General features: G+C 74.3%; 10 protein-coding genes. 4 read left to right on the top strand and 6 right to left on the bottom strand.

Features of this window, described 5'->3' with window-relative positions:
- Positions 1–61: 61 nt before the first annotated feature.
- A complete protein-coding gene (locus tag LN251_RS34185) occupies positions 62–1,450 on the top strand; it encodes an FAD-binding oxidoreductase (protein ID WP_458248013.1) in 1,389 nt (462 codons plus the stop codon).
- Between the two features lie 75 nt (positions 1,451–1,525).
- Here LN251_RS34185 and LN251_RS34180 read toward each other — a convergent pair whose 3' ends face one another.
- Together LN251_RS34180 and LN251_RS34175 are read right to left on the bottom strand one after the other, a co-directional pair.
- A complete protein-coding gene (locus tag LN251_RS34180; protein WP_458248012.1) occupies positions 1,526–4,627 on the bottom strand; it encodes a carboxyl transferase domain-containing protein in 3,102 nt (1,033 codons plus the stop codon).
- Positions 4,628–4,709: 82 nt separating this feature from the next.
- Positions 4,710–5,186: an Lrp/AsnC family transcriptional regulator gene (locus tag LN251_RS34175; protein ID WP_058928549.1), complete on the bottom strand. Its 477-nt coding sequence runs from the start codon at positions 5,184–5,186 to the stop codon at positions 4,710–4,712.
- A 193-nt stretch (positions 5,187–5,379) separates the two neighbouring features.
- On the opposite strand from LN251_RS34175, the gene LN251_RS34170 reads away from it, so the two are divergent.
- Positions 5,380–6,876, top strand: a complete 1,497-nt coding sequence (locus tag LN251_RS34170) for an FUSC family protein (protein WP_458248011.1) — start codon at positions 5,380–5,382, stop codon at positions 6,874–6,876.
- 90 nt (positions 6,877–6,966) lie between these two features.
- Entirely contained in the window at positions 6,967–7,998 is a 1,032-nt protein-coding gene (locus LN251_RS34165; RefSeq protein ID WP_458248010.1) for a lactonase family protein, read from the top strand.
- Positions 7,999–8,100: 102 nt separating this feature from the next.
- Here LN251_RS34165 and LN251_RS34160 read toward each other — a convergent pair whose 3' ends face one another.
- The 4 genes from LN251_RS34160 to LN251_RS34145 form a co-directional block, all read right to left on the bottom strand.
- On the bottom strand, positions 8,101–9,024 hold the full coding sequence (locus tag LN251_RS34160; protein WP_383671154.1) for a sirohydrochlorin chelatase: 924 nt from the start codon (positions 9,022–9,024) through the stop codon (positions 8,101–8,103).
- Positions 9,025–9,185: 161 nt separating this feature from the next.
- Positions 9,186–10,208: an N-acetylglucosamine kinase gene (locus LN251_RS34155; protein WP_458248009.1), complete on the bottom strand. Its 1,023-nt coding sequence runs from the start codon at positions 10,206–10,208 to the stop codon at positions 9,186–9,188.
- Positions 10,205–10,882: a uracil-DNA glycosylase gene (locus tag LN251_RS34150; protein ID WP_458248008.1), complete on the bottom strand. Its 678-nt coding sequence runs from the start codon at positions 10,880–10,882 to the stop codon at positions 10,205–10,207. The genes LN251_RS34155 and LN251_RS34150 overlap by 4 nt, the downstream gene beginning before the upstream one ends.
- A 73-nt stretch (positions 10,883–10,955) precedes the next feature.
- Positions 10,956–12,041, bottom strand: coding sequence for a WD40/YVTN/BNR-like repeat-containing protein (locus tag LN251_RS34145; RefSeq protein WP_458248007.1), 1,086 nt, complete (start codon positions 12,039–12,041; stop codon positions 10,956–10,958).
- Positions 12,042–12,311: 270 nt separating this feature from the next.
- Between LN251_RS34145 and LN251_RS34140 the strand changes: the two genes are divergently transcribed.
- Positions 12,312–12,896 carry an Rv1733c family protein gene (locus tag LN251_RS34140; RefSeq protein WP_458248006.1) on the top strand — a complete coding sequence of 195 codons (585 nt, stop codon included), beginning with the start codon at positions 12,312–12,314 and terminating at the stop codon, positions 12,894–12,896.
- The last annotated feature ends 70 nt before the right edge of the window (positions 12,897–12,966 follow it).

Genomic DNA, 12,966 nt, shown 5'->3' with positions numbered 1-12,966 from the left:
CGCGCAACCCGAGTAGAACATGCGTAATCAACCCGACTCACGAAGAAACGGGGGATATCGCATGACCACCACACCCGCCCAGGCGGCACGACGGGAACTCGCGGACTTCACGGGAGAGCTGATCGGCCCCGACGACTCCGGATACGAGCAGGCCCGCGCCGTCTACAACGCGATGATCGACCGGCGTCCCGCCCTCGTCGCGCGCTGCGCCGACGCGGACGCCGTAGCCCGCGTGATCGGCTTCGCCCGCGCCCACGACCTGCCCCTCGCCGTCCGCGGCGGCGGCCACCACGGCGCCGGGATGGGTACCGTCGACGGGGGAGTGGTCGCCGACCTGTCCCCCATGAAGGACATCCACGTCGACCCCGGGGCCCGCACGGTCCGCGTCGGCGGCGGCTGCGTGTGGGGCGAGGTGGACCGCGCCACCCACGCCCACGGCCTCGCCACCCCCAGCGGCATCGTCTCCACCACCGGGGTCGGCGGCCTCGCCACCGGCGGCGGTCTGGGCCACCTCACCCGCAGGTGCGGCCTGACCATCGACAACCTCCTCTCCGCCGACGTCGTCCTGGCCGACGGCCGGCAGGTGCGCGCGAGCGCCGACGAGAACAGCGATCTGTTCTGGGCGCTGCGGGGAGGCGGCGGCAACTTCGGCGTCGTCACCTCCTTCCGGTTCCGGCTCCATGAGATCGACACGGTGGTGGCCGGCCCGACGTTCTGGCCCGTCGAGATCAGCGCAGACGTCCTGACCGCCTACCGGGACTTCCTCCCGAACGCGCCCCGCGAGCTCAACGCCTTCTTCCTCCACGGCACCGTGCCGCCGGCCCCGCCGTTCCCAGAGGAGGTCCAGCTGCGCAAGACCGCGGGCGTCGTCTGGTGCCACACCGGCGGTGACCCCGAGGCCGCGGCACGCGAGATGGCGCCGCTGCTGGACGCGCTGCCGGAGCCGATGCTGCACGCCGTCGGACCGATGCCCCACCCGGACCTGCAGTCCATGTTCGACGGGCTCTACCCGCCCGGCCACCAGTGGTACTGGCGCGCCGACTTCGTCGAGGAGATCCCGGACGAGGCCGTCGGACTGCACGCCAAGTTCGGCGCCGAGGTGCCCACCGTCCAGTCGACGATGCACCTCTACCCGATCGACGGCGCCGCCCACGACGTCGGCCCCGACGAGACTCCGTGGGGTTACCGGAGCGCCCGGTGGTCCACCGTCTACGCGGGCGTCGACCCCGACCCGGCCCACGCCGAGCTGGTCAAGCGCTGGGCGGTCGACTACTCCGACGCCCTGCACCCGTACTCGGCGGGCGGCGCCTACGTGAACATGATGATGGACGAGGGCCAGGAGCGGATCCGCGCCAGCTACGGCGGCAACTACGCACGGCTGGCCCGCATCAAGGCCGACCTCGACCCGGACAACGTCTTCCGCCTCAACCAGAACATCCGGCCCGCCTGACCGCGTCCGAGGACCGGACGGTGCCCCGTGCGGGGGACGGGGCACCGTCCGGTCATGCCCGTACGCCCCCCCCGCTCACCAGGTGTCCACGAACGGCCGGTGGCCCGGCTCCGGGACGGGGTGGCCCTCCAGCGCCGCCACGATCCACTCGCGCGACCCGGCCGGATCGACGACCGCGTCGATCTCCAGCGCGGCCGCCGCGTTGACCGCCTTCCCGCGTTCGTACAGCTCGGCGACGCGCTCCTCGAAGGCGCGGGCCCGCTCGGCCGGGTCCGCGATCGACTCCAGCTCCTTGCGGTAGCCGAGACGGACCGCGCCTTCGAGGCCCATCCCGCCGAACTCCCCGCTCGGCCAGGCCGCCGTGGCCAGCGGAGCCCGGGTGGAGCCGCCCATCATGGCCATCGCACCGAGCCCGTACGCCTTACGCAGCACCAGACTCACCAGCGGCACCCGCAGATTGGCCCCCGTCACGAACAGCCGCGCGAAGTGCCGTACGGTGGCGGTGCGTTCGACGTCCGGGCCGACCATGAACCCCGGGGTGTCGCACAGCGAGACCACCGGCAGCCCGAACGCGTCGCACAGCTGCAGGAAGCGCGCCGCCTTGTCGGCCGCGTCCCGGTCGATCGCCCCGCCCAGATGTGCCGGGTTGCTGGCGATCAGCCCCAGCGGCCGCCCCTCGATCCGCACCAGACACGTCAGCACCCCCACCCCGAACTCCGATCGCAGCTCCAGCACCGAGTCCGTGTCCGCGAGCCCCGCGACCGCCGCCCGCATGTCGTACGCCCGTCGCCGGTTCTCCGGCACGACGTGGCGCAGCAGCCGCTGGTCCGGCGCCTCCCAACTCGCCCGCTCCCCTTGGAAGTACGACAGATACCGGCGGGCCACCCGCACGGCCTCAGTTTCGTCGGCGACCGCCACGTCCACGACCCCGTTGGGGACCTGCACCGACAACGGGCCCACCTCCTCGGGCCGGTACACGCCGAGCCCGCCGCCCTCGATCATCGCGGGCCCGCCCATCCCGATGGTCGCGTCGGGTGTGGCGATCACGACGTCGCAGCAGCCCAGCAGGGCGGCGTTGCCCGCGAAGCACCGGCCCGAGGCGATGCCGACCAGCGGAACCGTCCCGCTCAGCCGCCCCATCCGCCCGAAGGTGGTCACGTCCAGTCCCGCGACGGCGGTGGTGTCCGTGTCCCCGGGCCGCCCCCCACCGCCCTCCGCGAACAGCACCACGGGCAGCCGCCGTTGCTCGGCGAGCTCCAGCATCCGGTCGGTCTTGCGGTGGTTCTGCAGCCCCTGGGTGCCGGCCAGGACCGTGTAGTCGTACGACATCACCACGCACGGCCGGCCGTCGACGCTCCCCGTGCCGGTCACCATGCCGTCGGCCGGCGTGGAGCGGATCAGGTCGTCCAGGGACCGGCGGCGGCGCTGGGCGGCGATCGCCAGGGCCCCGAACTCGGTGAAGGTGCCCGGGTCGCACAGGTCGGCGATGTTCTCCCGGGCGGTGCGGCGCCCGAGGGAGTGCCGCTTGACCACCGCCTCCGGACGGTTCTCGTCCAGGCCGAAGGAGTGCCGGTGGACGGCTTCGGCGAGGTCCGGGCGGATCGCGTCGGGGTCGGCCGGTTCCGCGGTGCCGGTGCCCTCGTGTCCGCCCGACAGCTCGTCGAGGGTGGCCAACAGGGCTCCCACGCCCACCGTTTCGCCCACCCGCGCGTGCAGCAGCCGTACCGCTCCGGAGCCGGGCGCCCGTACCACGTGCTCCATCTTCATCGCCTCCAGCACCAGCAACTGCTGCCCGGCGCCCACGCGTTCGCCCGGGGTGACGTCCACGGAGACGACGGTTCCGCCGAGCGGCGCGAGGACCGCGCCGTCCACGGCCGGCGCCCCCGGGCCGGCGAAGACCTCCGTGAGCTCGGCCACCACGCCCGTGTGCGCCCAGAAGCGGGGCTCGGCGAGCACCTCGCGCAGCAGCGGAATCCCGGTCCGCACCCCCTCCACCCCGAACTCGCCCAGCGCCCGCCGCGCCCGCGCACAGGCCGCCTCCACCCCACCGGACGGGACGTGCGCGACCACCTTCGCCAGCAGCGGGTCGTACCGCGTGCCGATCTCGGCCCCCGACCGGACGGCCGTGTCCACCCGGATGCCAGGACCGGTGGGCAGGTCGAAGCGCGAGATCCGTCCGGCCTCCTCGGCGCCGACCCGCGCCTGCACGGCGAACCCGCGCGGCGCGGCCGGCGGCCCCGACAGCCCCAGTTCCGCGAGCGTCGCCCCGCCGGCGATCCGCAGTTGCAGGGCGACCAGGTCGAGGCCGGTCACCTCCTCGGTGACCGTGTGCTCCACCTGGAGACGGGGATTGGCCTCGATGAAGGCGAACTCCTCGCCGCGCACCAGGAACTCGAAGGTGACGAGGCTGGAGCAGTGGGTGGCACGGGCCAGCCGAAGGGCCGCGTCGAGGATCTGTCCCCGTACGCCGTCGCCGAGTTCCGGAGCGGGCGCGATCTCGATCAGCTTCTGATGGCGTCGCTGGGCGCTGCAGTCCCGGTCCCACAGGTGCGTGACGGCGCCGGCCGGGTCACCGACGATCTGCACCTCGATGTGCCGGGCGCCCTCCAGCAGCCGCTCCGCGTACAACTCGCCCCGTCCGAAGCCCTGTTCCGCCTCCGACCGGCATCGCTCCCACGCCTCCTGAAGCTCCTCGGCCCGGCGTACCACCCGCATCCCGCGCCCGCCGCCCCCGCCGGCCGCCTTGACCATCACGGGCCCGTCCGTCAGCAACTCCCGTGCCCCGTCCGGCCCGTCGGCTCCCGCGAGCACCGGAATCCCGAGCCCGGCGGCGAGTTCCCGGGCCCGTCGCTTGTCCCCGAAGACGTCCAGGACCTCCGGCGAGGGCCCGACGAAGACGATCCCGGCCTCCGCGCACCGGCGCGCGAACCCGGCGTCCTCGCTCAGGAAGCCGTAGCCGGGGTGGAGGAGTGCGCACCCGGTGGCGCGGGCGGCGGCGAGCAGCGCCTCGCCGTCCAGGTAGCCGCGGACCGGTACCGCCTCGTCGGCGGCCCGCGTGTGCGCGGTGTCGCCCTCCTCGTGGACCGCGATCGTCCGCAGCCCGGCTTCCGCCGCGGCGCGCAGGACTCGTACGGCGATCTCCCCGCGGTTGGCGACGAGCACGGCGGCAGCACCCATGGGAGTCCTCCTGGACACGGACCTCATCGACCGGCCCGGTCATGATCTCAGGCGCGCCGGCCGAGCGACTCCCGGGTGCGGGTCACTTCCGTGCCGTGCGGCCGATCGACTCGACCAGCGGCAGCAGCCGCTGCGGGACCCGTTCGCGCAGGGCCACCTCGGTGCGGGTGCGGACCACGCCGGGCATGCTGATCAGCTTCTGGATCACGTCCTCCAGGTGGGCGTTGTCGCGCGCCACGACCCGGGTGAGCAGATCGCCGCCGCCCGTGATGGAGAAGGCCTCCACGATCTCCGGGACGGCCGCCAGCGCGTCCCCCACGTCGTCGAGGTGTCCCTGGGTGACCTCGATGTGCACGAAGGCGAGGACCGGGTGACCGAGCGCGGCGGGGGAGAGGGTGGGGCCCGTTCCCGTGATCACGCCGTCCCGCTCCAGCCGGTCCAGGCGGGCCTGGAGGGTGCCGCGGGCGACCCCCAGGATGCGGGCGTACTCGCGCACGCTCGTACGGGGCTGCTCCAGCAGCAGCCGCAGGATGCGGGTGTCGAGTTCGTCGACGGCCATGAGCGCGTTCTCCTCGTGCATGGTCCGATGGCCCGCCCGTTGCCGCCCCCGGACCGATGTCGCTGTGCCAATGGCCCAGCATAATCGGCACCGCTTGAGCCAGCAGGGCGGCGGATGCTGCAATGAGGCCGTCGATGGCGCTGCGGACCCCGCGGCGCCTTTTTCGTGCCGGTGTCCAAGGGGGCGGGTAGGCGTGCTGAAGAGGGTGTTCGTGGCTCCGGACCCGGGGCGGCTGCGGCTGCGGTTCGCCGCGCGCGCCGTCGCCGGGATCGGGGCGGCCGTGGTCCTGTGCTCCGTGGCCGGCCTCTCCCTTCCCGGCACGGTCACCGGCGGCCTGGCCGCGCTGCTCGCCCTGTTCACCGTCTCCGACGCCACCGTCCGCGGGCAGGCGGTCACCACCGCGCTGCTGCCCGCCGTCGGCCTGCCGGTGCTCGCCGCAGCGGCCGAGCTGCACGCCCACCCGGTCGCCCGCGACCTCGTCTTCCTGACCGTCGTCGGCGCCGGCGTGTACGCCCGCCGCTTCGGCCCGCGCGGCCACAGCCTCGGCGTGTTCGCGTTCATGACCTTCTTCATGGCGCAGTTCCTGCACGCGACGACCGGACAGCTGCCCGAGCTGTACGTCGCCGTCGTCCTGTCCGTGCTCACCGTCGCGGCCGTCCGCTTCGGCCTGTGGTGCTACGAGGCCCACCTGCCCCCGGCCGCGGCGCCCGCCCCGCCGCCGGGCTCCGGGCTGGCCCGGGTGACCACCCGCCAGGCGGTCCAGGCGACCGCCGGCGCGGGCTTCGCGCTCCTCGTCGGCCAGTTGGTGTCCGGGCAGCGCTGGTACTGGGCCGTCGGTGCCACCTGGTGGGTCTTCGTCAACACCACCTCGCGCGGCGAGACCCTGGTGCGCGGCTTCCGCCGGGTCCTGGGCACCGTGATCGGCATCGGCCTGGGCGTCCTGATCGCCGTCCCGGTGGACGGAGCGGCCCTCCCCACGGCCGTCCTGCTCGCCGTCTGCGTCTTCGGGATCTTCTACTCGGCCGCGGTCTCGTACACCTGGATGATGCTCTGCGTGACCCTGCTCGCCGAGCTGCTCTACGGGCTGCTGGGCGTGCTCACCCCCGCCCTGCTGGCGCTGCGCCTGGCGGAGACCGCCGTCGGCGCGCTGGGCGCCGCGCTGGCCGTGCTCCTCGTCCTGCCGGTCACCACCCACACCACCACCGACGCCTGGATCCAGCGCGCCCTGCGCTGCGTGCACGCCTGCACCGCGGAGGCCGCCGCGCGCCTCGCGGGCGTCCTCGGCGCCGACCCGGTGCCGAAGGTGGCCGAGCTGGAGCAGCTGCTGGGCCGCGTACGGCTGTCCGTGGCACCCCTCGTGCACCCCCTCAACCCGATGCTGGGCCGCAAGCGGCGCGCCCGCCGGGTGCTGGACCTGCTCGACGACTGCGCCCGCGAGATCCGCGGCCTCGTCGCGGTCGCCGCCGACCCCGAGGCCTCCCACGACGCCCGCCTCGCCGCCGCCTGCTGGAGGGTGGAGGCGGCCGTCGAGGCGCTGACCGGAGACGGGCGCGAGCACCCCATGGCCCTTCTCGGCGAGCCGCCCGTGACCGAACCCGCCCTCACCCACCTGCACGGCCTGGAACGGGCCCTCGCGGAACTCGCGACACCGCTGCGCACCCCGTCGGGCTCACGGCTGGTGGGCGCGTGACCGCCGGCCTTTCCCACCCCTTTGGTCTAGACCTCGGTTGATCGACTGCTACGGTCGCCTCCGACGGCACCCAACCGAGAGGGGACAGCGGTGACAGACGGTGGCGGGCGGCGACTGCGGGCGTTCATCGGGTCGTTCACGGCGGCGGGAGGCCCCGGCATCGTCACGGCGGCCGTGACGGACGACGGCGGCCTGCGCCTTCTCGGCAGCCTCGACGGCCTGCCCGACCCGTCCTACCTGGCCCTGGGCCCCGGCGCGGACACCCTCTACGCGGTCAGCGAGACGGCCGAGGGCGCGGTGGCCGCGTACCGGGTGCGGGGGGACCGGCTGGAACGGGCCGGCGCTCCCGTCCCGGTGGACGGCCAGGAGCCGACCCACCTGAGCGTCTTCGCCGGACACGTCCTCACCGCCAACTACGGCTCCGGCAGCGTCTCCGCCGTACCCGTCCGCCAGGACGGCAGCCTCGCCGACGCCGCCTCCGGCGTCCTGCGGCACACCGGATCGGGCCCTCACGCCCGCCGTCAGCAAGGACCGCACGCCCACCAGGTGCAGCCCGACCCCAGTGGCCGCTGGGCCGTCAGCGTGGACCTCGGCACGGACTCCGTCCGTGTGTGCTCCCTCGACGGCGGCACCCTCGACCTGCACCGCGAGTGCCCTCTGCGCCCCGGCTCGGGCCCGCGCCACCTCGCCTTCCACCCGGACGGCACGCGCGCGTACGTGGTCAACGAACTCACCCCGACCGTCACCGTCTGCCACTGGGACGCCGACGCGGGCACGCTCAAGCCCCTCGCCGAGATCCAGGTGCTGCCCACCGCCCCGGCGGGCGACGCCTACCCCTCGGGGATCGTCGTCTCGCCCGACGGCCGCTACGTGTGGACGGCCACCCGGGGCGAAAACGTCCTGTCCACCTTCGTCGTGGACGGCGACGAACTGCTGCCGGCCGGCACGGTCCCGTGCGGCGGCGACTGGCCCCGGGCCCTCACCGAGTCCCACGGCTTCCTCTACGCCGCCAACGAGCGCTCGGGCGAGGTGACCTGGTTCGCCGTCGACCCGGCCACGGGACTGCCCCGCTACGAGGGCGCGGTGAAGGTCCCCGCTGCCTCGTGCGTCGTCTTCGCCTGAGCCCGGTACAGCCCGGCACAGCTCGGCACAGAGCCGCAGGGCCCGCTCCGAATCCCGGAGCGGGCCCTGCGGCGTTCGTACGGTCGTGCCGTGCGTGTCGGGTCAGCGGGCCGGCGCACCCTGCGGCTGCTGCGGGGCGATGCCCAGGGCCGTCGTGTACTTGGCCAGCGCGAGCTTGCCGATCGCCGGGTACGGGCCGAGCGCCTCGGCGGCGGAGCAGCCCGCCTCCCTGGCCGCCTCCTCGATCAGACCCGGGTCGATCTCCGGCCCTATCAGGTACGGCGCCAGCGCCAGTTGCTGCGAGCCCGAGGAACGCAGCTGCTCGGCCACGGACGCGATCGCGCCCTCCTGGTCCAGGGCCGCGGCCATCACCGGCACGGCCAGGCGCGCGGCCAGCAGCATGCCGGTGATCCCGGCGGCCTGCACCGCCTCGTCACCGCCGACCGAGGCCAGGATGATGCCGTCCGCGGCGGTCGCCACCGTGAACAGGCGGGCCCGGTCGGCGCGGGCCAGGCCGGCCTCCGACAGCCGCACGTGCAGCGCCTCGGCGAGCAGCGGGTGCGGGCCCAGCACATCGGTCAGGTCGGCCGCGACGCGGCTGTCCATGACGGCCTGGCGGATCACGCGCAGCAGCGCGCTGTCCGGGCCGGCCAGCAGCGGCACGACGACGGCCACGGGGCCGTCCGGCTCCTTGACGTCGAGACCGGCGGCCTTGGCCTGCTCATAGCGGGCCGAGCGCTCCTCGGCGGCGTGCGCGAGCACGGACTGGAGCGTGGGGAACTCCGCGTCGTCCCCGTCCAGGTAGCCGATCCGCGCGTCGAGGCCGGGAAGCTCGGAGCGGGCGATGCTCACGACCTCCTCGGCGAGACTGCGCGTGGGAGCGGCGGGAGTGCCCGGCACCGCGAGGACGAGCGCGGGCGCGCCCTCGGGAGCCGCCAGCGGCTCGGGTCGGCGGTGCCGCCCGGGCTGGCGAGGTCGCGGCATTCGTACTGGCAGGCCGGACGCGGGTCCAGTGGGGGAGCTCATGGCGACGCATGTTACTGGCTTCCTGGGCTCCCCTGTTCGGGGAGGGTGCAGGTGAGCGGTATCCGTCCGGTTTTGTCTGATGAGTAACGTACGGATCAGAAGTGATCGGAGTGCGAACCGGGCGCATCACCAAGCATGGGGAGAAGCCCGGGGATGGTCGCTTATCCGGTCACCACAGACAACATCGCCGCGTCACTCGGCAGAGTGAGATCGCCGGCCGCGAGATCGGCCGCGATGCGCACGGTGCCGGTGAGCGGATCGCCGGCGGCCGGCTCCCGCCGCGCCCCCGGCAGCTTCTCGGCCAGTGCCTCCTCCAGCGGTACGAGGAGGGACTCGCCCATCTTGAACAGGCCGCCCGTGAAGGCGACCCGGGGTCGCCCCTCGGACGGGCACACCGCGGCGGCGGACTCGGCCATGTGCCGGGCCGCCTCGCGCAGGATGTCCGCCGCCACGGGATCGCTCTCGGCGCAGGCGGCGACCTCCGGGGCGAAGGAGGCGAGGACGGCCGGGCGGTCCGGACGCGGGTAGAGCCGGCCCGGCAGTCCCGGCAGCGGCCCGAACAGCCCCTCGGCGCGGGCCCGCAGAGCTGCCGACCCCCCGGCCCGCCCGTCGTACGCGCGCAGCGCCGCCTCCAGCCCGGCCCGCCCGATCCAGGCACCGCCGCCGCAGTCGCCCAGCAGATGGCCCCAGCCGTCCGCCCGACGCCAGCCGGTCAGGTCGGTGCCGACGGCGATCAGTCCCGTGCCGGCCGCGACCACGGCGCCGGCCCGCGGACCGAGCGCACCCACGTACGCGGTGACCGCGTCGGCCGCCAGGGCGACGCGCCCGACCCCGAACTCCCGCCGCAGCGCGCCAGGGAGCTCGGCTCTGAGCCCGTCCCCCAAAGTGGCGAGCCCGGCGGCCCCGACGGCCGCCGCCCGCAGCCGGGTCACACCGCTCTCGGCGAGCAACGTCCGCACCATGGGCACCAGTTGCTCCATCAGATGCCCGGGGTCGATCCCGCGTGGCCCGGTCCGCACCGGCAGCGACGACGACGCCTCGGCGAGCGGGGCCCGCTCCGGGCTCGCGACGGCGACGCGCAGCCCCGAGCCCCCGGAGTCGACGGCGAGGACCCCGGCGACACCCCCGTCCCGCCCGGCGGAGGCCGTCTCCGGCTCCGGTCCGTGCGGGTCCCCGCCGGTCACGGCAGACGCCAGTCCACCGGCTGGCCGCCCTGGCCGATCAGCAGGTCGTTGGCGCGGCTGAAGGGGCGGGAGCCGAAGAAGCCGCGGTCGGCCGACATAGGGGAGGGGTGGGCGGACTCGACCGAGGGGAGGCGGCCGAGCAGGGGCCGCAGATTGCGGGCGTCGCGGCCCCACAGGATGGACACCAGTGGTTTCCCTCGGGCGGCCAGGGCCCGTATCGCCTGCTCGGTGACCTCCTCCCAGCCCTTGCCGCGATGCGCGCCCGGCTTGCGCGGGGAGGTGGTCAGCGCCCTGTTGAGCAACAGCACGCCCTGCCGGGTCCACGGCGTGAGATCACCGTTGGACGGCTGGGGCAGGCCCAGGTCGGTGTTCAGCTCCCGGAAAATGTTGATGAGACTGCCCGGCAGCGGCCGCACGTCCGGTGCCACCGAGAAGGACAGGCCCACCGCGTGTCCCGGGGTCGGATACGGGTCCTGCCCGACGATCAGGACGCGTACCTCGTCGAAGGGCTGCTTGAAGGCCCGCAGGACATTCGCTCCGGCCGGAAGGTAGGTACGCCCCGCGGCGATCTCCGCGCGCAGGAAGTCCCCCATCTCGGCGATCCGTCCGGCGACGGGTTCCAGGGCCTGCGCCCAGCCCGCTTCGACGATTTCATGCAACGGTCGTGGTGCCACGGGCGTCACCCTACTGCCGGACGGGCAGCGGAGATCAACCGGTGGCCAAGGCCGTGCGCTCCCCCCGCCCGGCTCATCCGACCACCGCGGCCCGCACACACAGCACATCCGGCAGATGCGACGCCAACTGCCGCCAGCTGTCGCCGTCGTCGGCCGAGGCGAACACCTCGCCGTTGCGGTTGCCGAAGTACACGCCCGCCGGGTCGGCGTCGTCCGTGCACAGGGCGTCGCGCAGCACCGTGCCGTAGTGGTCCTGCGCGGGCAGGCCCGCCGACAGCGGCTCCCAGCTCTTGCCGGCGTCCGCCGTGCGGAACACCCGGCAGCGGTGGTCGGCCGGCACCCGGTCGGAGTCGGCGTTGATCGGGAAGACGTACGCCGTGTCCCCGCGGTGGGGGTGGGCGGCCACCGCGAAGCCGAAGGTGGACGGCAGCCCCTCGCCGATGTCGGTCCAGTGCGCGCCCGCGTCGTCGCTCCTGTACACACCCCAGTGGTTCTGCAGGTACAGCCGGTCGGGGTCGGCGGCGTCCCGGGCGACCTTGTGCACGCACTGACCGAACTCCGGGTTGGGATCGGGCAGGAACACCGCCGAGACACCGGAGTTGGACGGCGTCCAGCTCGCGCCGCCGTCGGTGGTCCGGAACACTCCGGCCGTCGACACCGCGACCGTCACGGCCCGTGGGTCGCGCTGGTCGGTGAGCACGGTGTGCAGCCCCTCGCCGCCACCGCCGGGCACCCACTGGGAACGGGTCGGGTGCTCCCACAGGGGGCGGATCAGCTCGAAGGTCTCCCCGCGGTCCTCCGAGCGGTACAGCGCGGCCGGCTCCGTGCCCGCGTAGACCACGTCCTCCTCCGCGGCCGCCGGGTGCAGCTGCCACACCCGCTCCAGCGACGCTCCCGTGTCCTTGGGGAACTTCACGGCCGGGCGGGCCGGTTCGGTCCAGCTGCGGCCCAGGTCGTCGGAGTGGAACACCGACGGGCCCCAGTGGGCGCTGTCACCGCCGGCCAGCAGCCGGGGACGCCCGCCCCGGGTGTCGATCGCGATCGAGTACACGGCCTGCGCGTTGAAGTAGGGACTCTCGTCGAACTCCCAGGAGCCACCCCGCCTGCGCCCGATGAAGAGGCCTTTGCGCGTGCCCACGGCGAGCAGTACCTCGGTCATGCCGATCACCTCCGCGACGTCTTCGTCCACGACATCGGCCAGTCTGCACCCAGCCACTGACAGTCACCTCTGGAGACGGCATCGCCGCAGTTCAGCGCGGCCCGGGCGGCTCGGCAGGGCGATCTTTCGGACTCTTTCGCGAAGTGGGCCGCGCGCATCGGGCACCCGTGCGACCGTCGAGTCGGGGTACCCGCCTGAGCATCCGGGGATCCCCGCCCGTAAGGGAGGGGGATCGGGGATGGTCATGTGCTCATGAGGAGGCTGCCTTCTATGGCGTTCCGTGGTCCGAGGGTGTGGCTGTGGCGCTGGCGGCGCAACCCGCTGAAACGCCCCACCGACACGGTGGAGGCCTGGGTCGTGCTCGGCGCCTGGCTGGTCACCGTGGTCGCCGGGGTGCTGGCCGGTCTGGCGGCCACCCAGTCCGTGGAGAGCGGACTGGCCCGCGAGCGCGCCGAATGGCACCGCGTCGACGCGGTGCTGACCGCGAAGGCCCCCGGCAAGGCCACCGCCAACTCCCGGACGGCGAGCGGCGACCAGGTGTGGGGCAACGTCCGCTGGACCGCTCCGGACGGCAGTCGGCACACCGGCCAGGTCCGGGTCCGCCCCGGCAGCCCGGCCGGCACCGCGGTCCCCATCTGGTCGGACCCGCAGGGCCACCTGGTCACCCGGCCCGCGAGCGTCACGCAGGCCCATGTACGGGCCTCCCTCATCGGCGTCCTGGTCGGCATCAGCGCCGCTGCGGTCCCTCTCGTCGGCGGACGGGTGCTGTGCGGCCGACTGGAACGCAGGCGCCTGGACCTGTGGGACACCGAGTGGGCCCGCTTCGGGCCCTTGTGGGGACGCAAGACGAGGTGACGCCGCCCCGGCTCACCCGGCCGCCCCGGCTCACCCGGCCGCGGCGGCCCGCCGCCCAGCGGACGGGCGT

The sequence above is a fragment of the Streptomyces sp. MAI_2237 genome (assembly GCF_054189285.1).
Note: the sequence above shows the minus strand (reverse complement) of the source record. Positions and strands in the feature narration are given on the sequence as shown.

Excerpts from the sequence above, each read along its gene's own strand:
- LN251_RS34175 (WP_058928549.1), bottom strand. The coding sequence starts at position 5,186 with ATGGCCGTCGACGAACTCGACACCCGCATCCTGCGGCTGCTGCTGGAG.
- LN251_RS34160 (WP_383671154.1), bottom strand. The coding sequence starts at position 9,024 with ATGAGCTCCCCCACTGGACCCGCGTCCGGCCTGCCAGTACGAATGCCG.
- LN251_RS34180 (WP_458248012.1), bottom strand. The coding sequence starts at position 4,627 with ATGGGTGCTGCCGCCGTGCTCGTCGCCAACCGCGGGGAGATCGCCGTA.
- LN251_RS34185 (WP_458248013.1), top strand. The coding sequence starts at position 62 with ATGACCACCACACCCGCCCAGGCGGCACGACGGGAACTCGCGGACTTC.
- LN251_RS34140 (WP_458248006.1), top strand. The coding sequence starts at position 12,312 with ATGGCGTTCCGTGGTCCGAGGGTGTGGCTGTGGCGCTGGCGGCGCAAC.
- LN251_RS34145 (WP_458248007.1), bottom strand. The coding sequence starts at position 12,041 with ATGACCGAGGTACTGCTCGCCGTGGGCACGCGCAAAGGCCTCTTCATC.